The following is a 23,624-nucleotide window of genomic DNA, read 5'->3' as shown; positions in this document are numbered from 1 at the left end:
GTCTTATCCGATCGCCGCATTGAGGATCTTTTCCTGCGTGGCTTCATCGCGCGACATGATCGCGGTCAGACGGCCCTCGCACATCACGGCGATCCGGTCGGCGAGACCGAGCAGTTCCGGCATTTCCGACGTCATCATGACGACTGCCAGGCCTTCGCCGGCGAGCCGGTCGATCAGCGCGAAGATCTCCGACTTGCCGCCGACATCGATGCCGCGCGTCGGCTCGTCGACGACGATCACCTTCAGGCCGCGCATCAGCCAGCGCGAGATCAGCACCTTCTGCTGATTGCCGCCCGACAGGTTCTTCACCTGCTGGAACAGGCTGGGGGTCTTGATGCGGAAGCGGTCGACATAGTCCTGCACCGCCCGGTGTTCCTTCGCCGTATCGATGAAGCCCATGCGTGCGAAGGCGCCAAGCGAGGCGAGGCTGGCATTCTGGTAGACGGGCAGCTCGCCCATCAGCCCTTCGCTCTTGCGATCCTCGGTGAGCAGGCCGATGCCGAGCCTGACACCGGTGCGCGTGTCATGTGGCGTGAGGCGCTGACCGTCGACGCTGACCGTGCCCGCGGTGATCGGATCATAGCCGACGATCGCCTTGGCGAGTTCGGTGCGGCCCGCGCCCATCAAGCCGAAGAAGCCGAGCACCTCGCCGGCGCGTGCTTCGAAAGACACCTCGTCGAGCTTCCTCGGCGTGCTGAGCTTCTCTACCGACAAGGCAACCTTGCCGCCTGCCGCGCCGCGCTGGCGCGGAAACAGATTGTCGATGCGACGTCCGATCATGTCCTGGATCAGCGTGTCGTTGCTGTGCTCGCCGATCGGTTTGGTCGAGATGTGGCGCCCGTCGCGCAGCACCGTCACCGTGTCGGCGATCTCGAACACCTCGTCGAGCTTGTGGCTGACATAGACCACCGCGATGCCGAGGCTGGCCAGCCGTCGGATGACGGTGAACAGCAGCGAGACCTCGTTCGGCGTCAGCGAGGACGTCGGCTCGTCCATCACCACGACGCGGGCCTCATGAGCGAGCGCGCGGGCGATTTCGACCATCTGCTGCTGGCTGACCGGAAGCGAACCCGTGCGCGCAGCCGGATCGACATTGAAACCGATACGGTTGAACAGGGCGGCTGAATCGGCGCGGATTTTCTTCCAGTCGATCGAGCCCGCCCGGCCGGTCGGGTAGCCCTCGAGGAAGATGTTCTCAGCAACCGTGAATTCGGAGATCAACGCAATCTCCTGGAAGACGACCTTGATGCCCTCTTTCAGGCTGTCGCGCGGCGACTGGATATCGACCTCGCGTCCGCGCATGCGAATGGTACCGGCATCCTTGCCGTAGACGCCGGCCATGATCTTGATCAGCGTCGACTTGCCGGCGCCGTTCTCGCCCATCAGGGCATGGATCTTGCCGGGCTTCAGGGTGAAGTCGACATTGTCGAGCGCCACGACACCCGGGAAGCGCTTGTCGATGCCGCGCAATTCCAGTGCCGGCACATCGGTATCGATGGCCGCGCCCTCGCCGGGGTGCAGAAAATCAACGGACATTGGCTCTGTTCCGGATGATGTCGAGATAGGTGGCCAGGATGATGACGACGCCCGGCACCACCATCTGCAGATCCTGGTTCCAGCCGAGGATGATGATGCCGTTGTCGATCACCTTCAGCACCAGCACGCCGAGCAAGGTGCCGAACAGCGAGCCGCGCCCGCCGAGCAGGCTGGTGCCGCCGAGGATGACGGCGGCGATGACGGTCAGTTCGAAACCGCGGCCGGCGGTCGGCTGGCCAGCATTCATCAGCGACGAAAGGATCATGCCGGCAACGCCGACGCATAGGCCGGTGACGACGAAGGCAAACAGCTTGAGGCGTTCGGAACGTACGCCAGACAGGCGCACCGCCTTTTCATTGGCGCCCACCGCGTAGAGGTAGCGGCCGAGCGTGGTGAAGCGCAGCGTGACATAGGCGACCACGAAGATCAGCGCGGCCAGGATGACAGGCACAGGCACAGGCCCGACATAGCCGGCGCCGAGGTCGGTGAAGCTTGCCAGCTGATTGTGGTTCTGCACCGCCTCGCGCGTGAACAGATAGACGCCGCCCTGCAGCATCATCATCGTGCCGATGGTGGCGATCAGCGAGTTCACTCTCAGCCTGGTGACGACCAGGCCGTTGAACAGTCCGACCCCGCCGGCAAAGGCGAGCGCCGCCAGCATGCCGAGCGCCAGGCTGTGGGTGGAATTCAGCACCGCCATGCCGATGCAGCCGACGAAAGCGAGCGAGGCGCCGACCGACAGGTCGACCTCGGCGGTGATGATGAGCATGGTCATGCCCGAGGCAACGACCAGCACCAGCGCGCATTGGCGCAGGATGGCGATGATGTTGGCTTCCGAATGGAATTGCGGCGCCGCGATCGAGATGGCGATGCACAGCACAGCCAGGATGACGCCCAGCACGAGCTGGCTGCTGCCCAGCAGCTGGCCGCCGATGAAACGCTTCGGTGCGGAGGCGTGTGTAAGCTCGCTCATTTCAGTCCATTCCAGACCACTTGCCTGACACTGCCCTTCCCGCGTCAGGGAAGGGCAGCGTCATCAGGCTTATTGCTTCAGGTCGGCGGAGGTCTTCATGCACTTTGCCGGCGGCTGGAGCGCGTTGACGGCATCCCATTTGATGGTGCGGGTGGTGCCGTCATAATCATAGTACTTCTTCCAGTCGTCGCCGTTCATAGGCGCCGTCGGGCTGACGATGTGCTCGGGCACTTCCTCGTTGTTGAAGAGCTTGACCGCCGCGTCGATGGCGGTGAACCCTTCCTTTTCCGGGAACATCGCGGCCTCGATGCGGTACGATGGTTCGTTCTGCATGGCGTTGATGAAGGCGAGGCCCTCGCCGCCGGTGCCGACCGTCAACAGGCCGTCTTGCGACTTCCCTGCCGCCTTCCAGGCTTGCAGGCCGCCAAGCGAGGACGAGTCGTTGATGCCGTAGATGATGTTGATGTCGGCATTCTTGGCGAGCGCCGCCGAGGAGACTTCGAGCGCACGGTCGGGGTTGCCGCCGCCGTCGAGGTCGTGGACCATGACCGCATCAGGAATGACGGTCTTCAGCCCGTCCATGAAGCCGTGCGAGCGCAGCACCGTGGCCGACAGCAGCGGCAGGCCGACATTCATCACCTTGGCAGTGCCGCCAAGCTTTTCCTTGGCGTATTTGCCGGCTTCTACCCCGGACATGTAGCCCGTATCGTAGTCGCAGATGGCGACCATCGTGGTCATGCCCTTGACCGGGTTGCCTTCCAGCACCACCGGGACGTTGGCTGCCTTGGCCTGTCGCAACAGCGGCACCACGCCTTCCTCGTTGACCGGGGTGATGATCAGCACGTCGACGCCCTTGGCGATGAAGTCTTCGGCCGCGGCGACCTGCTTGGCGATGTCGAGATTGGCGTCCTGCACCTCGACTTCGATGCCGAGTTCCTTGCCGTGAGCCTTCATGCCCTTGATGACGTTCTGATACCACTCGTGGGTGGCGTAGTTGGTGACGTAGCCGATGCGCTTGGGCATGTTCTCGGCATGCGCGGTGGCGGCGCCGAGCGCCAGCATGGCGGCTGACGCAAACAGGATTGACTTGGACCAGAGCATTTTCTTCTCCCAGATTTATCGCTTTTGTTAGTCGCTGAACGGGTAGTCCCGCCGTTCCGGGTCGGCACGTAAAGAAGAGGCGGAGTCGGACCAGCCGAGTGCCGCCGATATCTTTTCGGCGGCGGCCTGGGTGCGTTCGAAAACGGCTTCGCGGCCGAACCGCGCCGCCTTTTGCGGCAGCAGCGGAACGGTGAGCGCGGCGATGACGGCACCGGTGTGGTCGCGCACCGGCATCGAGATGTTGGTGCAGCCTTCGACCGCCAGCGAGGCGCGCATCTCGTAGCCGAGCCTCGCGACCTCGTTCAGCCGCGCCTCGATTTCAGCCCGACTGCCCTGGCCTTCGCCGGCGGCCACGATGCGCTCGACGATCCGGTCGCGCTCGGCCCGGTTCGAATGGGCAAGCAGCACGGCGCCCGAACTGGTTTCGAGGATCGGGAAATGCGACCCCAGCGCCACCGAGTAACGCATCGGCAGCGGGGAATCGATCTGCAGCACCACCAGCGCGTTTTGTCCTTCGCGCACCACCAAGTGGCAGCTTTGGTCGGCATTGGCGGTCAGTTCGCGCATTGCCGGCAGTGCGCATTCGACCAGCCGGTTTACCGGCGGATGCATATGCGCCAGTTCGAACAGCTTCAGCGACAGACGGAAACGGTCCGACTGGGTGCGGAAGATGTAGCCGCGCTTCTCCAGGAGAAGCAGAATGCGGTAGATCTCGTGGATGGAGCGTCCCAAGCCGGCCGCGATCTCGGTCTGGGTCAGCGTCTCGGCACTCGAGGCCATGAACTCCAGAACGTCGAGCGCCTTGTCCACCGCCGGCACGCGATAGCCGTTGCGGCCGGCTTCGCCGTCGTCGAGTGTATCGGCAACGCTGGCGGCCATCACGCAATGCTGCCTTCCGGTTGCCTGGTTTCGCGGTAGAGGCGATTGACGAGGTCAGTAAGGTCGGCCGCCGATACCTCGCCGGCGATGGCGGCCGCCGCATGCGGCGCGCATTCGCGGAAGAAGGCGATGAAGCCTGGATGCGTCGGACGCAGATAGGACGACGTGATGGTCCGAAGCGTGGCGCTGAAGAAACCGCCTGAAAGCGCGTTGACCTCGGCGTCTTTCCAGGCGGCGAGCGATCCCGGCTGTCCGCCCGCCTTCACATAATCGCCGCGCTGGTAGTCGGGCGAACACAGGAAGAGCGCATAGTCGATCGCCGCCTGTTTGTGTTTCGACTGGGCGCTGACGCCGATGCCGGCGCCGCCGAGCAAGGCGCCGGCGGAGCCCGGCGTCGGCACGTCGGCAAAGCGCAGATATGGCCCGTCGGTTTTCGCCGCGTAATTCACATAGCCGAAGGCGAACGGCACATAGACCACGTCGTCATGCGCGATCATGTGGTCATAGCAGCGGATCGGGTTCCATTTCGACGAGTCCGGATGCGAAAGCGCCGCCAGCTCCCGCAACTGCGCGATGGCCTGCTCGACCCTTTGCCTGGCGATGAATTGCTCACCGGCCTCCTGCGGATGGCCGAGCGTCAGAAGCATGCACATGGCATCCGTCGGGACCGAGGGCAGACCGAGCCATTTGCCGTCCTTGCGCGCAAGCCGGCCGAGTTCCAGCACCTCGTCATGCGTGCGCGGCACCGGCCCGTAGCGCTCCAGCAGGTCAGGGCGATAGGACGCGACCTGGCAGGCGGCATCGATCGGCAGTGCCCATTGACGTCCGTTCCTTTCGTAGGAGCGCCAGGACCCGCCGACTGAATCGTGTTCGAAGAACCGTATTTGCTCCGCCGACAGATGCGCGTCGAACGGCACCATCAGCTCATCCTGCGCGATGTCGCCTATGAAGGGATGGTCGAACACGACCAGATCGTAAGTGCCGAGCACCGGACCGAGCGCGCCCTCGCCGAATTCATACAGGCTGCGGCGGTCCCATTCGATTTCGAGGCCGGTATTGCCAGCGCAATAGGGCGCGACGCTGGCGTCCAGCGGACCCCAGCAACGTCGATGATCCCACGCAAGACCGCGCAGCCTTGTCATTTCAGGCATTCCTCCCTGGAGCCGGGCATGACTGCCCGGCCCGCCGACTAGTAGCAGGTATTTTCACATAGACAAGTAACTTTTACATATGCAAACGGCAGTTCGCCTTCCGATGGCCTCAGGCCAGGCCGAACCGCTCGACGGCGCGCATGATGCCGCGCAGCTCGGCGAGGCCCTTCAGCCGACCGATCAGCGAGTAGCCGGGATTGATCTTTTTCTTGCCGATGTCGTCTGCGAGCAGGTGGCCATGATCCGGCCGCATCGGGATTCGCCAGTCGGCGCGGCCTTGTGCGCGGCGGCGCGCCTCTTCCTGCATCAAAGCGAGGATGACATGCGCCATGTCGGTGCCACCCTCGAGATGCTCGGCCTCATAGAACGAGCCGTCGTCCTCGATGGTGATGTTGCGCAGATGGACGAAATGGATGCGGTCGGCGAATTCCTTGACCATGGCGACGATGTCGTTGTCGGCGCGCGTGCCGTAGGAACCAGTGCAGAAGGTCAAGCCATTGGCGGGGCTGTCGACAGCGTTGAGGATGAAACGCGCATCCTCGGCCGTGGAAACGACGCGCGGCAGGCCATAGAGCGAGAATGGCGGATCGTCGGGGTGGATGCACATGCGCACCCCCGCCTCTTCAGCCGCCGGAATGATCTCGCGCAGGAACCAGGCGAGGTTGTCGCGCAGTTCCTTCGGCCCGATCGCATCGTATTCCGCCAGGGCCTCGCGGAAACTGTCCCTGTTATAGCTGCGCTCCGTTGCCGGCAGGCCGGCGATCAGGTTGCGCTCGATCTGGTCGATCTGCTCCGGCGTCAGCGCCTTCAGGCGTTGCTCGGCCTCGGCGATACGCGCCGGCGTGTAGCTTGCCGCGCCATTCTTGCGCTGCAGGACAAAGAGATCATAGGCGGCAAAGTCGATGGCGTCGAAACGCAAGGCGTAGCCCGTCGTCGGCAGCCGGTAGGCCAGATCGGTACGGGTCCAGTCGACCACCGGCATGAAATTGTAGCAGATCGTCGCGATGCCGGCCTTGGCGAGCGCGCGGATGCTGTCGCGATAATAGCCGGCATAGCGCTCGCGCTCCGGCGCGCCGATCTTGAACGAATTGTGGACCGGGATGCTCTCGACAACCGACCAGGTCAGCCCAGCGGCCTCGATGATGCGCTTGCGCTCGAGCACATCGGCCTCGGGCCAGGCCCTGCCGTCATAAATCTGGTGGAGCGCCGAAACCACGCCGGTGGCGCCAGCCTGTTTGACATGCTCGAGCGTCACCGGATCATCGGGACCGTACCAGCGCCAACACTGTTCCATGAAGTCTCCTCACTGTTTGGCGGCGACCATATTGTTGGACCACCATCCTGTCAACAGAACCTTTATTGCCGCTCAAGGTTGATTTTTGATCGACAGAACTCTAATCTGGTCCAACAAATCGCAAGGAACTAGCTGTTGGAACAGGCGAGCCGCGAGCCGATGGAAGCGTCTGAAGAAGCAGGAATCAGCAGTTCGGCCGTCGACCAGACGGTGCGGCAGATCCTCGACCTCATTCGCAATCGGGCCTTGTCCGTCGGCGACGTCCTGCCTACGGAACGGGAGCTCGGCGAATTGTTCGGCGCCAGCCGCAACACGATTCGCGAGGCGCTGCGCACCATCCGCACCTATGGCCTGATCGACCCCAAGCCGCGTGTCGGCGCGGTGCTGGCCGACAGGCAGAGCGTCGCGATCCAGAATTTCTTTGCCGCGCAAATGGACATATCGAAGACGTCCTTTCACGACATACAGGGATTTCGCCGCATCATCGAGGTGAGCGTCGGCGATCACATCATCCTCAATGCCGGCATCGCCGAACTCGACGCCCTGGACGAGGTCAATGGCCTGATCGAAACCGCCAGGGATGTGCAGGAGGCGGCGCAGCGCGATTTCGATTTCCACCTGGCGCTGATGAAGCTCGCCGGCAACCGCATGCTGGTGCAGACCTACCAGTTCCTGTCGCCGGTCATCCTCCACATCATGACCGTCGGCAAATCCATCCGGCCGGTGCTGAGCGAAACACGCCACGCCCATGGCGAGATCATCGCGGCGCTGCGTGCGCGCGACCGCATCGCCTATAGCTACCTGATGAGCCGGCACCTCGACTTCGGCCTGCGCTTCGTTCCCGACGATCTCGAAAACGCCCGAACCGCGCCGGTGACCCCGTCGCCAGACAGAACACTTCCCAAGGATTTGCCCCATGCTTGATTTCGAGAACAAGGTTGCGCTGATCACCGGCACGACCGGCATCGCGCTGGCCACCGCCAGGCGCCTGGCCCAAGGTGGTGCCTCGATCGTCGCTTGCGGCATCGACAGGGCAGCCAACGCCGCCATGCAGGAAAGCCTCGCCAAGGCCGGGGCGAGCGCTTTGGTGCAAACCGTAGACGTCTCCGTTGCCGACGAGGTGCGCGAGGCGGTCGCGGCCGGCGTCGCGAAATTCGGCGGCATCGATGTCATCGTCAATTCGGCGGCGGTGCATCCCTATGGAACGGCAACGACGACCGACTGGGAAACCTGGAACCGGGCGATGACGGTCAATGTCGGCTCGATCTACCTGACCGCGCATTTCGGCATCCCGGAAATGGTCAAGCGCGGCGGCGGTGCCATCGTCAACGTCGCCTCGGTGCAGGGCTTTGCCTGCCAGCAGAATGTCGCCGCCTACGCCACGACCAAGGGCGCCATCCACACGCTGACGCGGTCGCTGGCGCTCGATTACGCCGCATCGGGCATAAGGGTGAATTCGGTCAGCCCGGGTTCGATCCGAACACCGATCCTGGAGAAAGCCGCGCGCGGCAACAATGGCAGCGATGCCGACGTCGAAGAGGCCTACAGGCGCTTTGGCGCCGCCCATCCGCTCGGCCGCATCGGCGAGCCCGAGGAAGTGGCGGAGCTTATCGCGTTCCTGTGCTCGTCGAAGGCCGGATTCTGCACCGGCGCCGATTACAGAATAGATGGCGGGCTGACCGCCGGCATTGGCGTGAAGTAGCACCATGAAGATCGGTCTTGGCCTTTACCGGGAGTCGCTCACGCCGGATAATTTCCGCTTTGCCCGACAGGCAGGCGCGACCCACATCGTTGCCCACCTCACCAACTATTTTCGCGGCCGCGACCCTTCGCTGTCCGCCGGCAGCGAGAAAGAAGGCTGGGGCGACTGCTCCGCCGACGAACTCTGGAATTACGAGGATTTCGCCGGCCTGGTGAAGACCGTGCGCGACAATGGTCTGGAAATAGCCGCGATCGAGAATTTCTCGCCTCGCTTCTGGTCCGACATCCTGCTCGGTGGTCCCGACAGGGCAAAGCAGATCGAGGGGCTGAAGCGCCTTATCCGCGACGCCGGGCGCGCCGGCATTCCCTGCATCGGCTATAATTTCTCGATTGCCGGGGTCTGGGGCTGGTCGCGTGGACCTTTCGCGCGCGGCGAGGCGATGTCGGTCGGGCTCGATCTCTCCGCCATCGATGCCGATCTGCCGCTGCCAGACGGCGTCGTCTGGAACATGCGTTACCGTGCGGGAAGGCCGGATGCGGAACCCGTGCGCGTCAGCAGCGAGGAACTTTGGCAGCGCCTGGACGTGTTTCTGCGCGAGATCGTCCCGGTGGCCGAAGAGGCTGGCGTCATGCTGGCGGCGCATCCCGACGATCCGCCGGCCGAAGCATTGCGCGGGGCGGCGCGGCTGGTCAACCGGCCGGAAAAATACGACCGGCTGATGAACATCGTCGACTCGCCGTCCAACGGTCTGGAACTCTGTCTCGGCTCGCTTCAGGAGATGCCTGGCACGGAGGATATTTACGGCCACGTCAGGCGCTTCGCCCGACGCGGCCGTATCGGCTATATCCATTTCCGCAACGTGCGCGGCAAGGTGCCCAGATATCACGAGACCTTCGTCGATGATGGCGACATCGACATGGCCGAGATCGTCCGCATCCTGCGCGATGAGAACTATCAAGGCGTGATGATCCCCGACCATACGCCGGAAATGTCCTGCGACGCGCCCTGGCACGCCGGAAAGGCCTTTGCGCTGGGTTATATGCGCGCGCTGGTGCAGAACGCCGCGGCGCTCGGGCCTTCCCGCACCAGCCAATCCACTGACGCTCGGAGACAAGCCTGATGGCCGGATCTATTCGCGTCTATGGTGACGACGCCGAAATGTATCGCCTGTTCGAGGCCGAACTCTTCGTCGCCGTGGTTGGCGACGTGATGGACACGATCGGGCTGCAGCACCAGTTCCTGCCGCCCGTGTTCAAGCCCGTCGACGACAAGACACGGCTGCTCGGGCGGGCCATGCCGGTGCTTGAGACAGACATCTTCCTGTCCAATGGACCAACGCACAATCCGCTGATGACCAAGCCGTTCGGGCTGATGTTCGAGGCGCTGGACGATCTGAAGCCCGGCGAGATCTACGTCGCGAGCGGTGCCTCGCCCCGTTACGCCCTGTGGGGCGAGCTGATGTCGACGCGCGCCAAAATCCTCGGCGCGCACGGCGCCCTGGTCGACGGCTTCGCCCGCGACACGGACGGCATCAAGGCGCTTGGATTTCCCTGCTTCTGCACCGGTTACTACGCACAGGACCAGGGCGTGCGCGGCAAGGTGATCGATTATCGCTGCGCGCTCGAAATCGGCGGCGTGCGGATCGAGCCGGGGACGCTGCTGTTCGGCGACAAGGAAGGCGTTATCGTCATCCCGCGACAGGCCGAGGAAGAAGTGGTGCGGCTGGCCTTGGAAAAAGTGCGTGGCGAAAAGCTCGTCGCCAGGGCGATCCGCGAAGGCATGAGCGCGGTGGAAGCCTACAGGACTTTCGGCATCATGTGATCGGTCCCGAGGGGCTCGGATCCAGCCGTGGGTGGCGGCATTAACGCATCCAGTCCGGAACAATCTTTTTTGGTCGAAGTTCCCCCCTTGAAGGGACGAACTCTCCGAAGGAGATTTCCTATGAAACATGTTCTCATGACCAGCATGCTTGCGATCGGGCTCGGCTGCGGGACGGCGATGGCTCAGACACGGCAGCCCCCCGAAAGCCAATCAGGAGCGGATACGAACTGCGCATCCGGCACGACCAACTGCCAAAACGGCTCGAAGATGAAGGACCAGGCACAGGGCACCAAGTCCCAGACTGATCAGCAGGCTCAGGGCAAGGCCAAGATGAAGACGGACGAGCAAGCCCAGGGCAAGGCCAAGGTCCAGACCGATCAGCAGGCTCAGGGCAAGGCAGGCACCAAGACGGACGAGCAGGCCCAGGGCAAGGCTAAGGTCCAGACCGATCAGCAGGCCCAGGGCAAGGCAGGCGCCACTACGGACCAGCAGGCCCAGGGCAAGGCTAAGGTCCAGACCGATCAGCAGGCCCAGGGCAAGGCAGGCGCCACTACGGACCAGCAGGCCCAGGGCAAGGCTAAGGTCCAGACCGATCAGCAGGCTCAGGGTAAGGCCTCCACGCAGGACAAGACTTCGACCGCGTCCATCAGCAATGTGACGGTCGAACAGAAGACCCAGATCACCCAGGTGTTCAGGGAAACCAAGGTCGAGCCGGTCGCCAGCGTCAATTTCGACGTCTCCGTCGGCATCGAAGTCCCGCGGCACAAGATCAGGCTGCATCGTTTGCCGGCTCGCATCGTCAAGATCGTTCCGGCCTACGAAGCCTACGAGTATTTCGTTCTCGCCGACGGCCGGATCGTCATCGTCGATCCGGATACCTACAAGATCGTGCTGATCCTGACCTAGGAGCAATTCCAGGAAAATTTAACAGCACGACATTGCTCAACCCGCTCCGCCGCACGCGGGTCGGGTTGAGCACTTATGGCGAGATGGATGCGGGCAGCTTCCCCTGCACACCTCAGCGCAGCTCAGGAATTCCGAGACCGCAATGTCCGCAAGGTAATCGAGTAGCGGTGCTCGGCAAGCGGCGGGATGCTGTGCTCCCATTCTGTTCGCGAAGAGCCCGTCATGAGATAGGCCGATCTCGGCTCGACGGTGACGGTCCGGCGCTCCCATCCGGACCCGTTCTCGCGCCGAAGGCGGAAATCGCAGGGCGCCAGCAGCGAGACGCCCGCGACGTCCTCGAAATGAGGCTTGTCGCGGTGCCAGCCGATACCAGCGCCGGGCCGGTATTCATTGATCAAGACCTGGGCGAAGGCGTCGGTGGGCCGGCGCGCAAAGGCCGCGACCTTTTCGCGCAGGGGCAGCAGAAAGTCAGGGATCGGCGGTGCCTCGACGACCTCGCGCCGGTCATAATCGTAGCGAAGGCCAAAACCGACGACACGCCGGTTCGCCAGATGGCCGTGGAAGTCGAAGGCCTTGAAGGGCAGTCCTTCAAGCTGTCGGACAAGTTCGATTTCCTCTTGCGGCGTGATCAGTCCGGGCTGGTACGCGAAGCCCTCCGGCAAATCATCCTGAGCGGCACCAAAGAGATCGTACTGGGCCACACGGCCGGCTGTTTTCGGTTTGAGCGGCGACATCGTGCCTAGATGGTGAAGGCCGGACCACAGGGCAAGACGGGAACCGCGCTTGCTTGCCTCGGACACATCTCGAAACCGGCGCAACGGAACACCGGAGCGGCGTGAAAGTTTAGGAGACGGCGGTTCCGTCGGAGGCCGCCGGACTTGTTCCAGCCTTGGAGTGCCGGATGCCGCGCGTTGAAACCGGGGCCTGCTTTTGCGGTGCGATTGCCGCCGCCATGGACGGTGAGCCTTTCTGGATATGCTACGATCACGATGACGATTGCCGACGGGCGATCGGCAGTCCGCTCACCATCTGGGTCGGATATCGGCCGAGTCAGTTCCGCCTTTTGAAGGGAACGCCAAAGGCTTTCTCCAGGACGCCGGGCGTTGTCCGTACTTTCTGTCCCGACTGTGGGAGCTCCATAGGCTATAGCGACGAAGGCCTGCCGGACGAGTTGTATCTGACAATCGGGTTCTTCGACAGACCCGAAGGGCTGCAGCCACATGCCCATGCCTATTGGGACCTGAGGCTGCCTTGGGTCGACTTTGCCGACGAGCTGCCGCGCATCGGTCGATATTCGAGGAAGCGCGACGAGAAATTCGGCAATCCACGCGACAGGTAGCACCTTCGGGCGGTACGGAACCGGACCATGCCTGGCGGGTTAATCGGAGGAGCCGTCAGGTGCCACCATGCCGTCGAACGTCATTCGAAGCACGCAATATGATCCCGCGACCAGGACCCTCTCGGTCTGGTTCGTGCCGCACGGCAACCGCTATGACTATGAGGAAGTCTCCCCGGCTACCTATGCGGCGTTCATGAGGGCTTCCTCGAAAGGCCGCTTCTTCAATAAATTCATCAAGGATCGTCACAGCTACCGTCGCGTGGCGTGATACCCCGCCAGCGACCCGTCACGCCTTTTTGTTCTGCCCGGCGGTCACCTCATCCGGCGGCGGTTCCCAACCAAAGACACTGCGGCCGCCAAGCAGATGCGACTGGTCGAATTCGCCGGCGACAATCTCCTTCAGGCTGGGACCGGTGACGTATCGCTCGACCTGCCGCGACTGATCGTCGAGCCGCCTCAATGCGCCGATTTCCTCTTCGCGGCCAAGCCTGGCCTTTTGCACGGCGGACTTCAACACACCGATCGTCTCGTCATAGACCTTGAGCGGAACAGGGAACGGATGCCTGTCCTTGCCGCCATGCGCCAGCGAAAAACGGCCCGGGTCCGAAAACCGGCACGGCGCGCCATGCACCACTTCGGCAACCAGCGCTAATGCGCGCACCGTGCGGGCGCCGACGCCGGGAACCAGGAGAAGCTCGGCGAAATCGGCGGGACCCCGCTCGGCGGCGGCGGCCATGTTGCCGTGAAGGCGATGCATCACGACATCGCTTTCGCGGACATCATGGTGAGCCGGCATGACTAGATGCGGCAGCAATGGCTGCGCCGGAGCCGGCGCGGCACCGGGTTCCAAGGCGGCGAACTCCCGAATGATGCGGTCCGGCCCGAGATCCTGGAGCAGGTCCAGCTGTCCCTGGCGCGAGGCCTCGGCGCGCCGGTCGGTCAGGTTGACGATCTCGCCCTGGTTGGCGCCTTCAATGGCGGCATGCGGCTGGTCGACGAAACTCTTCAAACCCTCGGACAGCCAATGATAGCGGCGCGCCACCTTGCTGTCGCCGTTCATGCCTTGCTGCACCACCACCCAGTCGCCGTCGTCGGTGACGATGAAGCCATGCAAATAGAGGTCGAAACCGTCCTGGACGGCGGCGCTGTCCACCTTGGCGACCAGCCGGCTGGCGGTTGCCAGGCGCGCGCCGTCGAAGCCGATACGCTCGCCGATGGCTGCTAGTTCATGCGGGGTTTTGCGCGAATGTGCGCCACGGCCGCCGCAGACATGAATGCCAAGCTCGCCCGACAGCGGCGTGAGACCGCGTTTCAAGGCGCCGACGACGCTGGTCGTGATGCCGGACGAGTGCCAGTCCATGCCCATGACGGCGCCGAAGGACTGGAACCAGAACGGATGCGCCAGCCGCCGCAGCAATTCATTGCGGCCATAGTGATGGATGATCGCCTCGCACATGACGGCGCCGAGACGCGTCATGCGATCGCCCAGCCATTTCGGCACACGTCCGCCGTGAAGGGGAAGATCAGCACTGCCCGATCGTTGCGCCACGTCCTTGCCTGCTCCGGTGCCCGCGAATCTCAGACAAATAGGTATCCCGGAGCGCACACGGAAGCACTGAATGGTCGCACCCGGCCCGGTCGCGAACGCAAATGCGCTCTGCTATCTCACCACGCGCTTCTCGAGCTTGCGGGCCAGAGTGCGGCGATGCAGGCCAAGCCGGCGCGCCGTTTCGGAGATGTTGAAGCCGGTTTCGACCAGCGTTTCGTGGATGCGCTCCCATTCCAGATTCTTGATCGAGGTGGGCCGGGAGGAGAGCGGTACGGAAACATCGCCCTCGGCCCGGCCGAAGGCGGCTTCGATGTCATCGGTGTTGGCGGGTTTCGCCAGGTAATGGCTCGCGCCGAGCTTGATCGCCTCGACAGCCGTGGCGATGCTGGCAAACCCCGTCAGCACGACAATCCTGATCGAAGCATCGCGGGCGCTGAGCAGCTTGACGCACTCCAGTCCGGAGCCGCCGGCTCCAAGCTTGAGGTCGACGACAGCATAAGCCGGAACAGTTGTTTCGAGGGCGCTAAGCAATGCTTCCCGGTCGTGGCAGACGACGACGTCGTAATCGCGCTTTTCGAAGGAGCGCTTCAGCGTTTTGGCGAAGGTGGCGTCGTCCTCTACGATAAACAGGGATCGATCAGGCCTCACGATCATCTCCATCGGTCAGCGCCGCAAGCGGCAGCGAAAGAGTAACACAGGCGCCCTGTTCCATGTTGCGCGCCGAAAAATCGCCTCCCAGTTTCCGGACCACGTTCATGACGAGGAACAGGCCAAGACCGCCGCCCGGCCGTCCCTTGCTCGACATATAGGGTTGGCCAAGTGCTGCCAGAATACCCTCGTTGAAACCCGGCCCGCGATCGCGCACGGAAATCACCAGCTTGTCGCCCTGCCGCTCGGCGGTGACGCCGACCCAATCCTGCGATGCTTCCTGGGCATTGTCGAACACGTTGAAGATGACCTGCTTCAGCGCCGTGTCGGATACGATCTGCTCGTCCGGGTCGAAATCGTTCTTGTAGTCCAGCTTGAATGGCTGGCGACTGATGCGCCATTCTTCGACCAGATCGTCGAGGAAACCGCGAATGGTCGTGCGTATCGTTCCCTCGCCCCTCGCCTGGCCGGAAGACATCAGGATCCCGGACACGATGCGCTTGCAGCGCTCGATCTGGGCCTGCATCTCGGCCATGTCGGCCGCCAGTTCGCGGTTGCGCGTTAGCGTGCGCATCTGGCGCCAGTCGGACAGGATGACGGATATCGTGGCAAGCGGCGTGCCGAGTTCATGCGCGGCGCCGGAGGCCAGCAGGCCCATGCGCACGATGTGGTCCTCCTCGGCCGAGCGCTGGCGCAGATCGGCGAGATAGGCGTCGCGCTCGCGCAGATTGCGGTTGATGCGCGTCATGAAGATCACGATCAGTCCGGCCGCCAGCACGAAGCAGATGAACATGCCCCTGATATGCAGGGACAGGAGATCGCTGCCGCCATGATGCGGGATCGCGATCGGCTGGAAGAGGAAGATGAGGAAGACGAAGCAGGCCGACGCAGCCGCCACGAGGATCCAGGTAAACCGTGGCGTCAGCAGTGCGGCGCCAAGCGTGATCTGCAGGAGATAGAGCGATACGAACGGATTGGACGCGCCGCCGCTCAGGTAAAGCTGCGTCGTCAGTGCCGCCATGTCGAAGATGAGCGCAACGAAGAGCTGGGTGTTGCTGATGGGCCTGGTGCCGCGCAGGACCAGCAGGCTGAAGATGTTGAGGCCCAGCAGGAAAAGCACCACGCCGGCCATCTCCGCCAGCGGCAGCGGGATATCGAACCAGTATTCCGTCGCCAGAATGGTGAGCACCTGACCCGCCACCGCCAGCCAACGCAGTTGGATGAGCAGGAACAGGTTCTTCCTGTTCGTTGCATCAGGGTGCGATACTGCCCCGTTCTTGCCGGCTAGGGATGCCGCCACCAGGGATTTGTCATGATGAAGCGCTTGCGTGGGGACGCTCATCTCGCGGGTCCTCGCCGTCGGCCGTGGCCGATCATCGGCCTGGCCAGGGCAATGGCGAGCATCGCAGCGAGCGCGAACCAGGTCAAAGCATAGACCAGGTGGCTGTTGCGGAAAGTCACGACGGTCAGGCCGCCGCGCGGCCAGCCCTCCATGCGTGACGCTTCCGCATCGACGAAATAGGGAGCGACATTGCTCGTCAAGCCGTGCGCGGTTGCTATGGCGGCGACGTCTCGCGAATACCAGCGATTGCCCGTGGTGTCGTTCTTGCGCAGGAAGCCGCCGCCGGGTTCGCTCATGCGCAACAGGCCGTCGATGACGGCCGGCGCGGTTGGGCCGCCTCTCTCCCGTTCGAACTCAGCCTTGCGCTCCAGGGGAATGAAGCCGCGGTTGACCAGCACGACGAAGCCACGATCAGTCCGCATCGGCGTCAGCACCCAATAGCCGCCGCCAAGCTCCGTCACCGCCTGCACCAGCGAGTTGGCGCCGCCCAGATAGCGTCCCGCCAATCGCACATGGCTGTATTCGTAGCCGGCCGCGGTGATGTCGTTCCACCTCTCCGGGCCAGGCGCATCGACAACCGGGGCATGAATGCGTTGGTCGACACGGGCGATCAGGTCGAGCTTCCAGACCCGCCTTTCCAGCTGCCATATGCCGAGCCCGGCAAACACCAGCACGCCGAGGAGCCCGAGCAGCACAAGGACAAGGCGCGACACGGTCGACCTGCCGGCGCGCTCTTGCGGTACGGGACGCGGGCCGATGCCTGTTTGTCCGATCGCCTCGATGCTGGTCCTCCCAGAGCCCGCCGGGCTCATGGCATCTCGCGCATGTCGTGCAGCCCGGGCATCATGTTGGCGTTGAGATGATACATTACCCAGAGCGAACCGGTCAGCACGATGACAACCAGGATCAGCGTGAAGATCAGCGCCAGCATCGACCATCCGCCTTCCGAGGCGGTGTTCATGTGCAGGAAGAAGACCATGTGGACCACGATCTGCACGACCGCGAAGGCCATGATGACCATGGCCGTGGCCTGCTTGTCATCGATGACGCCGCTCATGACCAGCCAGAATGGAATGGCGGTCAGGATCACCGACAGGACGAAGCCGATCAGATAACTCCTGAACGATCCGTGCGCGGCGCCGCCATGCGCGTGGCCGTGACCCTCGGCATGATCATGAGCGCTCATCGCAACATCCCCATCAGGTAGACGAAGGTAAAGACGCCGATCCAGACGACGTCGAGGAAGTGCCAGAACATGCTGAGGCACATCAGCCGGCGGCGGTTGGCCTCGATGAGACCGTGTCTCGCGACCTGGATCATCAGCGTCGCCATCCAGACGATACCGAAGGTCACGTGCAGGCCGTGCGTGCCGACGAGCGTGAAGAAGGACGACAGGAAAGCGCTGCGCTGCGGCGTGGCGCCTTCATGGATCATGTGCGCGAATTCGTAGAGTTCGATCGACAGGAAGGCCAGGCCGAACAGCATGGTCACGGCAAGCCAGGCTTGTGTCGCCGCGACGCGCCCCTTGTCCATGGTCAGCATGGCGAAGCCATAGGTGATCGAGGAGAAGAGCAGCATGGCGGTGTTGACCGCCACCAGATCGAGGTCGAACAGGTCCTTGGGCGCGGGCCCGGCCGCATAGTTGCCGCCAAGCACGCCATAGGCGGCGAACAGCATCGCGAAGATCAGGCAGTCGCTCATCAGGTAGAGCCAGAAGCCGAGCATGGTGGAGCCGCCTTCGGCGTGCGCATGCTCTTCTTCCAGGTGGAAGACCGGTTCGGTGCCGGCCGTGATTGCCGTCGATGTCATGCTCAAACCCTAACCCTGAGCGGCGAGGAGCGTCGTCCTCGCCGCCTCCGTCTGCGAGACTTCGGCCGCCGGAATGTGGAAGTCTCTGATATAGTTGAAGGTGTGGCCGATCGCGGTGGCGATGAGGCAGACGAAGCTCAGCGCCGCCAGCCACCAGATGTACCAGATCAGGCCGAAGCCGAGCGCGACGCTGAAGGCGGCCAGGATAATGCCGGTCCCGGTGTTGCTGGGCATGTGGATCGGTTTGAAGCCGGCGAGCGGCCTGATGTAGCCGGCCTGCTTCATGTCCCACCAGGCATCGTTGTCGCGAATGACCGGCGTGAAGGCGAAATTGTAGACGGGCGGCGGCGAAGAGGTCGACCATTCGAGCGTGCGGCCGTCCCAGGGATCGCCGGTCGGATCGGCAAGCGCCTCGCGCCTGCGGATGGAGACGAAGATCTGGATCAGGAAGGCGGCGATGCCGCAGGCGATCAGCACCGCGCCGAAGGCGGCGATGACGAACCATATCTGCAGCGAGGGATCATCGAACACACGCATGCGGCGCGTCACGCCCATCAGACCGAGGATGTAGAGCGGCATGAAGGCGAACCAGAAGCCAACCACCCAGCACCAGAACGAGACCTTGCCCCAGAACGGATCGAGCTTGAACCCGAAGGCCTTGGGCCACCAGTAGGCAATGCCGGCGAACAGACCGAACAGAACGCCGCCGATGATGACATTGTGGAAGTGCGCGATCAGGAACAGGCTGTTGTGCAGCACGAAGTCCGCCGGCGGCACGGCAAGCAGCACGCCGGTCATGCCGCCGACGACGAAGGTGAGCATGAAGGCCAGCGTCCACATCATCGGCAGCTCGAAGCGGATGCGGCCCCGGTACATTGTGAACAGCCAGTTGAAGATCTTCGCTCCGGTCGGGATCGAGATGATCATCGTGGTGATGCCGAAGAAGGAATTGACGCTGGCGCCCGAGCCCATGGTGAAGAAGTGGTGCAGCCAGACCAGGTACGACAGGATGGTGATGACCACCGTGGCGTAGACCATCGAGGTGTAGCCGAACAGGCGCTTGCCGGAGAAGGTCGAGGTGACCTCGGAAAAGACGCCGAACAGCGGCAGGATGAGGATGTAGACTTCCGGGTGACCCCATATCCAGATGAGGTTCACATACATCATCGGGTTGCCGCCGAAGTCGTTGGTGAAGAAGTTGGTGCCGACATAGCGATCGAGCGCCAGCAGCGAGAGCACCGCCGTCAGCACCGGGAAGGAGGCGACGATCAGCACGTTGGTGCAGAGCGACGTCCAGGTGAAGACCGGCATGCGCATCATCGTCATGCCGGGCGCGCGCATCTTGATGATCGTGCAGATCAGGTTGATGCCCGACAGCGTCGTGCCGACACCCGCCACCTGCAGCGCCCAGATGTAATAATCCACACCGACGTCGGGACTGTAGCCGATGCCGGAGAGCGGCGGATAGGCAAGCCAGCCGGTGAGGGCGAATTCGCCGACGAACAGCGAGGCCATGACGAGGATGGCGCCGCCGACCGTCATCCAGAACGAGAAATTGTTGATGAACGGGAAGGAAACGTCGCGCGCCCCGATCTGCAGCGGCACGACGAAGTTCATCAGCCCGGTAACGAAGGGCATCGCCACGAAGAAGATCATGATGACGCCGTGGGCGGTGAAGATCTGGTCGTAGTGATGTGAGTTCAGGTAGCCCTCGGAGCCGTTGAAAGCGATGGCCTGCTGGAGCCGCATCATGATGGCGTCCGAGAAGCCGCGCAAAAGCATGACGAGGCCCAGCACCATGTACATGATGCCGATCTTCTTGTGGTCGACGCTGGTGAACCATTCGCGCCACAGATAGGTCCAGAGCTTGAAATAGGTGATCGCGCCGAGAAGCGCGATGCCGCCGAGCGCCACAGCGACGAAGGTGGCGACGACGATGGGTTCGTGCAGCGGCAGCGACTCCAAGGTGAGGCGGCCGAAAATGAATTTGGTCAGCGTTTCGGGCATCGGCTGTCACTCACAATTCACGCAGCAGGCCGAGAGGCGGCGTATCCGCCTCCGCGCTGCGGCTGTCTGTTCCCGGCCGGAGCAGCCCTGCACCGCGAAGCGGCGCCAGGTTCTTCGCCGGCCAATAGCTCGGCCAGGCATCGCGCGACGCGCGTGAGACGGCAGCCGCCTCTTCCGCCGTGCAGATGCTGGCGACATAGGAGGGGTCGTTTCCGAACACCGCGCCACGCCGCGCGAGCTTGTCGTATTGCAGCGGCAAGGTGTTGCGCACACCGGCAAGACCGAGACCACCCTTGGCGTCGATCGACATCATCTCGTTCATGCACATCTTACCGCGCTCGACGCACAGATTGAGGATGGCGCCATAGAGGTCGGGATCGACGGAGGCGTAGTGCCGGACCGGTTCGTTCTCGCTCGGCTTTTCGAGTTCGAGATAGCTGTCGCGGTTGAGCGCCGCCGACGCGGTCCTGGCCTGTGCCACCCACTGGTCGAAGGCCTGGTCGGACAGGCCGTGGAAGGCGAAACGCATGCCCGAAAAGCCGGCGCCGCTGTAGTTGGCGGAGAAACCGCTATAGGTGCCCGGCCGGTTGATGACGGCGTGCAGCTTCGTCTCCATTGCCGGCATCGCGTAGATCTGTCCGGCAAGGGCTGGGATGTAGAAGGAATTCATCACCGCCGACGAGGTGATGCGGAAATCGATCGGCTGGTTGACCGGCGCCGCCAGCTCATTGACGGAGGCGATGCCGTAATCGGGATAGATGAAGAGCCATTTCCAGTCGAGCGCCACGACCTCGACCCTGAGGGGCTTGTGAAGCTGAGTGACGGGCTGGCCGGGTTCGATCCGGTCGATGCGGCGGTATGGGTCGAGCAGGTGGGTGCCGAGCCAGGTCAGCGCACCAAGGCATATGATGATGAGGAGCGGTGCCGCCCAGATCACCAGTTCCAGTTTCGTCGAATGGTCCCAGTCCGGCGCATAGGTCGCCGAGGCGTTGGATTGCCGGTAGCGCCAGGCGAAAAAGACCGTCAGCGCCATGACCGGCACGATGATGATCAGCATCAGCAGGGTCGAGACCACCAGCAGGTCGCGCTGCTGGGCCGCGACATCGCCCGCCGGCGCGAGCACGACCATGTCGCAGCCGCTCAACAGCCCGGCCAGGGAAAGCAGAAGCAAGGCTCCAAATCGTTTCATCAGACACTGCCCTCGATGGATCGCCGCAGCGCGTTGTGATGTTGCAGTGCGGTATCGACAGAGGGCTACTGCCGGCGACGGCACGGTGACATTGGACAATTTGTCCAATGCCCAGCCGGGCCGGGTCTGGCGCAGTGTGCATTGCACAATGGGATTGCTACAAATGCGTCCCGGGTATTTCATCCACGCGGTGGCGACGGACAAGATGGCTCAGACTTCGACTGCCGAAACAAACAGCGAGTTGATCGGCTCGCATCATGGCCAGGTCAGCGCGGGCGATATCGCGGTCGGCGTGATCGTGGGCAGGACGTCGGAATTCTTCGACTTCTTCGTCTATGCGATCGCGTCCGTCATCGTGTTCCCCAAGCTGGTGTTTCCGACGCATGATCCGCTCGTCGGAACGCTCTACTCCTTCGCCATCTTCGCGCTGGCCTTCATCGCCCGTCCCTTCGGCTCCGTCCTGTTCATGGCGGTCGATCGCGCCTACGGTCGCGGTGCGAAACTGACGATCGCGCTGTTCCTGCTCGGCACCTCGACCGTCGCCATCGCGTTCCTTCCCGCCTATGGCGATATCGGCGCGGTCGCGATCTGGCTTTTGGCGCTGGCACGCATCGGGCAGGGCGTGGCGCTCGGCGGGACGTGGGACGGCCTGCCCTCGCTGCTGGCGCTGAACGCGCCACGGAGCCGGCGCGGCTTCTATGCCATGATCCCGCAACTGGGGGCTCCGATCGGCCTCATCGTGGCCAGCGCTCTCTTCGCCTTCTTCGTCGCCAACCTGTCGGCCGACGACTTTCTTGCCTGGGGCTGGCGCTATCCATTCTTCGTCGCGTTCGCCATCAATGTCGTGGCCCTGTTCGCCAGGCTGCGCATCGTGGTGACGCCCGAATTCTCGAAACTGTACGAGAGCGGCGACCTCCAGCCGACGCGCATAAGGGACACGATCAGGGCCGAGGGCCGCAATGTCGTTATCGGCGCCTTCGCGCCGCTGGCGAGTTTCGCCCTGTTCCACATGGTGACGGTGTTTCCGCTCTCCTGGGTGTTCCTGTTCACAAATGAGGGGCCGGCGCGCTTCCTGGCGATCGAGGCGGTGAGCGCGCTGTTCGGCATCGCCGCCATCGTCGCGTCAGGCCCGCTCGCCGATCGTGTCGGACGCCGCGCGCTGCTCGGCGGTTCGGCGATCGCCATCGCGACGTTCAGCGGCTTTGCCCCGCAGCTGCTGGATGGCGGCACCGTTGGCGAGGCCCTGTTCATGGTGCTGGGCTTCATCCTGCTGGGGCTGAGCTTCGGGCAATCGTCGGGTGTCGTCGCATCGAGCTTTTCGCGACAGCATCGCTATACCGGTTCGGCGATAACCTCGGATCTCGCCTGGATGTTCGGCGCCGGCTTCGCGCCACTCGCGGCATTGCTTTTGGCCGGCAATTTCGGCCTCATCGCCGCGGGCGCCTACCTGCTTTCGGGCGCGGCCTGCACCTTGCTTGCCTTGTGGATCGATGGACGGCGTTCGGCCGCGGACCGTCCGACCGACTGAACGCTCTATGGCGGCGAGGGTCAGCGAGCGTCGCAGGGCGGCTGCCCCGCCGGTCAGCGGAACATCGAACCGCCATCGACGTCGAGCGCCGCGCCATAGACGAAGCTCGCGGCGTCGGAGCACAGGAACAGGATCGCGGCGGCCATGTCGTCGGGCCGGCCCATCCGGCGTATGGGCAGATTGGCCGCGATGCGGTCCTTGAGGGCCGGATCGATGTGGGAATGCATCGGCGAATCGGTCGGCCCCGGATTGAGGGCGTTGATGCGCACCGCCTTTCCCGCCAGTTCGCGCGCGACCGACTTCACCAGCGACAGCGTGCCGGCCTTCGAGGCCGCATAGGCCGTGTCGGCGATAAGGCCGCCACCGCCATGCACGCCGGCGTCCGATGCCACGCAGACGATGTTTCCCCCGCCGCTGCCCTGCATGCGCTGCACCGCGCCCTGGACCGTGAAGAAGGTGCCCAGCAAGTTGACGCCCAGCACGCGCTGCCAGTGCGCCCAATCCTGGTCGGGGATTCGCTTGGCGGTGATGATCGCGGCACAGGTGACGACATTGTCGAGCCGCGCCAGCCTGGCATCGCAATAGTCGAACATGCGCCCGATGCTGTCGGGATCACCCATGTCGGCCACCACCTTGTGCGGCGTCCCGGCCATCCCGCCCAGCTCGTCATGGCGCCTTGCAAGGCCTTCCGCATCACGGTCGCACATCACGACCTCGGCCCCCTTGGAGAGGAATGCACGGGCGGTTTCGAAACCCATGCCGCTCGCGGCACCGGTCACCAGCACGGTCTTGCCGGCAAAGCTGTCCGGGGCAAATGTGGCGTATACGTCGATCATGATTTCTCCATGAG

General features: G+C 63.5%; 24 protein-coding genes. 8 read left to right on the top strand and 16 right to left on the bottom strand.

Features of this window, described 5'->3' with window-relative positions:
* Positions 1-3 precede the first annotated feature (3 nt).
* From EN851_RS27835 to uxuA, 6 genes are all read right to left on the bottom strand, one after another.
* Positions 4-1,536: a sugar ABC transporter ATP-binding protein gene (locus tag EN851_RS27835; protein WP_135930430.1), complete on the bottom strand. Its 1,533-nt coding sequence runs from the start codon at positions 1,534-1,536 to the stop codon at positions 4-6.
* Complete coding sequence (locus tag EN851_RS27830; RefSeq protein ID WP_135861849.1) at positions 1,526-2,509, bottom strand: ABC transporter permease; 984 nt, start codon at positions 2,507-2,509, stop codon at positions 1,526-1,528. Before EN851_RS27830 ends, EN851_RS27835 begins: the two co-directional genes overlap by 11 nt.
* Before the next feature lie 69 nt (positions 2,510-2,578).
* Entirely contained in the window at positions 2,579-3,610 is a 1,032-nt protein-coding gene (locus EN851_RS27825; RefSeq protein WP_127278950.1) for a sugar ABC transporter substrate-binding protein, read from the bottom strand.
* A 27-nt stretch (positions 3,611-3,637) separates the two neighbouring features.
* Positions 3,638-4,489 (bottom strand): IclR family transcriptional regulator, encoded by an 852-nt coding sequence (locus EN851_RS27820; protein ID WP_127278949.1) that lies wholly within the window; start codon positions 4,487-4,489, stop codon positions 3,638-3,640.
* Positions 4,489-5,631: an extracellular solute-binding protein gene (locus tag EN851_RS27815; RefSeq protein ID WP_135861851.1), complete on the bottom strand. Its 1,143-nt coding sequence runs from the start codon at positions 5,629-5,631 to the stop codon at positions 4,489-4,491. Before EN851_RS27815 ends, EN851_RS27820 begins: the two co-directional genes overlap by 1 nt.
* Positions 5,632-5,749: 118 nt before the next feature.
* Positions 5,750-6,934, bottom strand: a complete 1,185-nt coding sequence (gene uxuA / locus EN851_RS27810) for a mannonate dehydratase (protein WP_135861853.1) — start codon at positions 6,932-6,934, stop codon at positions 5,750-5,752.
* A gap of 135 nt (positions 6,935-7,069) precedes the next feature.
* Here uxuA and EN851_RS27805 point away from each other — a divergent pair, with 135 nt between their 5' ends.
* The 5 genes from EN851_RS27805 to EN851_RS27785 all read left to right on the top strand — a co-directional run bounded on the left by EN851_RS27805 (position 7,070) and on the right by EN851_RS27785 (position 11,363).
* Complete coding sequence (locus EN851_RS27805; RefSeq protein WP_245511974.1) at positions 7,070-7,858, top strand: FCD domain-containing protein; 789 nt, start codon at positions 7,070-7,072, stop codon at positions 7,856-7,858.
* Complete coding sequence (locus EN851_RS27800) at positions 7,851-8,636, top strand: SDR family oxidoreductase (protein WP_135861855.1); 786 nt, start codon at positions 7,851-7,853, stop codon at positions 8,634-8,636. Before EN851_RS27805 ends, EN851_RS27800 begins: the two co-directional genes overlap by 8 nt.
* A gap of 4 nt (positions 8,637-8,640) precedes the next feature.
* Positions 8,641-9,756, top strand: a complete 1,116-nt coding sequence (locus EN851_RS27795) for a mannonate dehydratase (protein WP_135930429.1) — start codon at positions 8,641-8,643, stop codon at positions 9,754-9,756.
* On the top strand, positions 9,756-10,457 hold the full coding sequence (locus tag EN851_RS27790; protein ID WP_245520818.1) for an RraA family protein: 702 nt from the start codon (positions 9,756-9,758) through the stop codon (positions 10,455-10,457). Before EN851_RS27795 ends, EN851_RS27790 begins: the two co-directional genes overlap by 1 nt.
* A 120-nt stretch (positions 10,458-10,577) precedes the next feature.
* A complete protein-coding gene (locus EN851_RS27785; protein ID WP_135930428.1) occupies positions 10,578-11,363 on the top strand; it encodes a DUF1236 domain-containing protein in 786 nt (261 codons plus the stop codon).
* Between the two features lie 122 nt (positions 11,364-11,485).
* On the opposite strand, the gene EN851_RS27780 is transcribed toward EN851_RS27785, so the two are convergent.
* Positions 11,486-12,097 carry an alpha-ketoglutarate-dependent dioxygenase AlkB gene (locus EN851_RS27780; RefSeq protein WP_127281025.1) on the bottom strand — a complete coding sequence of 204 codons (612 nt, stop codon included), beginning with the start codon at positions 12,095-12,097 and terminating at the stop codon, positions 11,486-11,488.
* 167 nt (positions 12,098-12,264) lie between these two features.
* Between EN851_RS27780 and EN851_RS27775 the strand changes: the two genes are divergently transcribed.
* The gene (locus tag EN851_RS27775; RefSeq protein ID WP_135930427.1) at positions 12,265-12,702 is read left to right on the top strand and encodes a GFA family protein; all 438 of its coding nucleotides are present in this window, start codon (positions 12,265-12,267) and stop codon (positions 12,700-12,702) included.
* Between the two features lie 67 nt (positions 12,703-12,769).
* Positions 12,770-12,970, top strand: a complete 201-nt coding sequence (locus tag EN851_RS27770) for a KTSC domain-containing protein (RefSeq protein WP_127281024.1) — start codon at positions 12,770-12,772, stop codon at positions 12,968-12,970.
* Positions 12,971-12,988: 18 nt separating this feature from the next.
* On the opposite strand, the gene EN851_RS27765 is transcribed toward EN851_RS27770, so the two are convergent.
* The 8 genes from EN851_RS27765 to cyoA form a co-directional block, all read right to left on the bottom strand.
* Positions 12,989-14,251, bottom strand: coding sequence for a DUF763 domain-containing protein (locus tag EN851_RS27765; RefSeq protein ID WP_135930426.1), 1,263 nt, complete (start codon positions 14,249-14,251; stop codon positions 12,989-12,991).
* Between the two features lie 111 nt (positions 14,252-14,362).
* Entirely contained in the window at positions 14,363-14,899 is a 537-nt protein-coding gene (locus tag EN851_RS27760) for a response regulator transcription factor (RefSeq protein WP_189343529.1), read from the bottom strand.
* Positions 14,889-16,241: an ATP-binding protein gene (locus EN851_RS27755; protein ID WP_135930425.1), complete on the bottom strand. Its 1,353-nt coding sequence runs from the start codon at positions 16,239-16,241 to the stop codon at positions 14,889-14,891. Before EN851_RS27755 ends, EN851_RS27760 begins: the two co-directional genes overlap by 11 nt.
* The gene (locus EN851_RS27750; RefSeq protein ID WP_135930424.1) at positions 16,238-17,053 is read right to left on the bottom strand and encodes an SURF1 family protein; all 816 of its coding nucleotides are present in this window, start codon (positions 17,051-17,053) and stop codon (positions 16,238-16,240) included. The genes EN851_RS27755 and EN851_RS27750 overlap by 4 nt, the downstream gene beginning before the upstream one ends.
* Positions 17,050-17,427, bottom strand: coding sequence for a cytochrome o ubiquinol oxidase subunit IV (gene cyoD / locus EN851_RS27745; protein WP_135930423.1), 378 nt, complete (start codon positions 17,425-17,427; stop codon positions 17,050-17,052). The genes EN851_RS27750 and cyoD overlap by 4 nt, the downstream gene beginning before the upstream one ends.
* Entirely contained in the window at positions 17,424-18,050 is a 627-nt protein-coding gene (gene cyoC / locus EN851_RS27740; protein WP_135930422.1) for a cytochrome o ubiquinol oxidase subunit III, read from the bottom strand. Before cyoC ends, cyoD begins: the two co-directional genes overlap by 4 nt.
* A 9-nt stretch (positions 18,051-18,059) precedes the next feature.
* Positions 18,060-20,057 carry a cytochrome o ubiquinol oxidase subunit I gene (gene cyoB / locus EN851_RS27735; RefSeq protein ID WP_135930421.1) on the bottom strand — a complete coding sequence of 666 codons (1,998 nt, stop codon included), beginning with the start codon at positions 20,055-20,057 and terminating at the stop codon, positions 18,060-18,062.
* A 10-nt stretch (positions 20,058-20,067) separates the two neighbouring features.
* A complete protein-coding gene (cyoA, locus tag EN851_RS27730; RefSeq protein WP_135930420.1) occupies positions 20,068-21,246 on the bottom strand; it encodes a ubiquinol oxidase subunit II in 1,179 nt (392 codons plus the stop codon).
* Positions 21,247-21,451: 205 nt separating this feature from the next.
* On the opposite strand from cyoA, the gene EN851_RS27725 reads away from it, so the two are divergent.
* Positions 21,452-22,774, top strand: a complete 1,323-nt coding sequence (locus tag EN851_RS27725; RefSeq protein ID WP_127871029.1) for an MFS transporter — start codon at positions 21,452-21,454, stop codon at positions 22,772-22,774.
* 53 nt (positions 22,775-22,827) lie between these two features.
* On the opposite strand, the gene EN851_RS27720 is transcribed toward EN851_RS27725, so the two are convergent.
* Entirely contained in the window at positions 22,828-23,610 is a 783-nt protein-coding gene (locus EN851_RS27720; RefSeq protein ID WP_127870884.1) for an SDR family oxidoreductase, read from the bottom strand.
* Positions 23,611-23,624 lie beyond the last annotated feature (14 nt).

It is taken from the genome of Mesorhizobium sp. M8A.F.Ca.ET.208.01.1.1, assembly GCF_004791315.1.
Taxonomy (GTDB): domain Bacteria; phylum Pseudomonadota; class Alphaproteobacteria; order Rhizobiales; family Rhizobiaceae; genus Mesorhizobium.
The sequence above is the reverse complement of the archived record's forward strand: the minus strand, read 5'-3'. Positions and strand labels throughout refer to the sequence as shown.

What these genes read in the sequence shown, in the direction of transcription:
- EN851_RS27835 (WP_135930430.1), bottom strand. Translation starts at nt 1,536, where the DNA reads ATGTCCGTTGATTTTCTGCACCCCGGCGAGGGCGCGGCCATCGATACC.
- EN851_RS27830 (WP_135861849.1), bottom strand. Translation starts at nt 2,509, where the DNA reads ATGAGCGAGCTTACACACGCCTCCGCACCGAAGCGTTTCATCGGCGGC.
- EN851_RS27825 (WP_127278950.1), bottom strand. Translation starts at nt 3,610, where the DNA reads ATGCTCTGGTCCAAGTCAATCCTGTTTGCGTCAGCCGCCATGCTGGCG.
- EN851_RS27820 (WP_127278949.1), bottom strand. Translation starts at nt 4,489, where the DNA reads ATGGCCGCCAGCGTTGCCGATACACTCGACGACGGCGAAGCCGGCCGC.
- EN851_RS27815 (WP_135861851.1), bottom strand. Translation starts at nt 5,631, where the DNA reads ATGACAAGGCTGCGCGGTCTTGCGTGGGATCATCGACGTTGCTGGGGT.
- uxuA (WP_135861853.1), bottom strand. Translation starts at nt 6,934, where the DNA reads ATGGAACAGTGTTGGCGCTGGTACGGTCCCGATGATCCGGTGACGCTC.
- EN851_RS27800 (WP_135861855.1), top strand. Translation starts at nt 7,851, where the DNA reads ATGCTTGATTTCGAGAACAAGGTTGCGCTGATCACCGGCACGACCGGC.
- EN851_RS27795 (WP_135930429.1), top strand. Translation starts at nt 8,641, where the DNA reads ATGAAGATCGGTCTTGGCCTTTACCGGGAGTCGCTCACGCCGGATAAT.
- EN851_RS27790 (WP_245520818.1), top strand. Translation starts at nt 9,756, where the DNA reads ATGGCCGGATCTATTCGCGTCTATGGTGACGACGCCGAAATGTATCGC.
- EN851_RS27785 (WP_135930428.1), top strand. Translation starts at nt 10,578, where the DNA reads ATGAAACATGTTCTCATGACCAGCATGCTTGCGATCGGGCTCGGCTGC.
- EN851_RS27780 (WP_127281025.1), bottom strand. Translation starts at nt 12,097, where the DNA reads ATGTCGCCGCTCAAACCGAAAACAGCCGGCCGTGTGGCCCAGTACGAT.
- EN851_RS27775 (WP_135930427.1), top strand. Translation starts at nt 12,265, where the DNA reads ATGCCGCGCGTTGAAACCGGGGCCTGCTTTTGCGGTGCGATTGCCGCC.
- EN851_RS27770 (WP_127281024.1), top strand. Translation starts at nt 12,770, where the DNA reads ATGCCGTCGAACGTCATTCGAAGCACGCAATATGATCCCGCGACCAGG.
- EN851_RS27755 (WP_135930425.1), bottom strand. Translation starts at nt 16,241, where the DNA reads ATGAGCGTCCCCACGCAAGCGCTTCATCATGACAAATCCCTGGTGGCG.
- EN851_RS27750 (WP_135930424.1), bottom strand. Translation starts at nt 17,053, where the DNA reads ATGAGCCCGGCGGGCTCTGGGAGGACCAGCATCGAGGCGATCGGACAA.
- cyoD (WP_135930423.1), bottom strand. Translation starts at nt 17,427, where the DNA reads ATGAGCGCTCATGATCATGCCGAGGGTCACGGCCACGCGCATGGCGGC.
- cyoC (WP_135930422.1), bottom strand. Translation starts at nt 18,050, where the DNA reads ATGACATCGACGGCAATCACGGCCGGCACCGAACCGGTCTTCCACCTG.
- cyoB (WP_135930421.1), bottom strand. Translation starts at nt 20,057, where the DNA reads ATGCCCGAAACGCTGACCAAATTCATTTTCGGCCGCCTCACCTTGGAG.
- cyoA (WP_135930420.1), bottom strand. Translation starts at nt 21,246, where the DNA reads ATGAAACGATTTGGAGCCTTGCTTCTGCTTTCCCTGGCCGGGCTGTTG.
- EN851_RS27725 (WP_127871029.1), top strand. Translation starts at nt 21,452, where the DNA reads ATGGCTCAGACTTCGACTGCCGAAACAAACAGCGAGTTGATCGGCTCG.
- EN851_RS27720 (WP_127870884.1), bottom strand. Translation starts at nt 23,610, where the DNA reads ATGATCGACGTATACGCCACATTTGCCCCGGACAGCTTTGCCGGCAAG.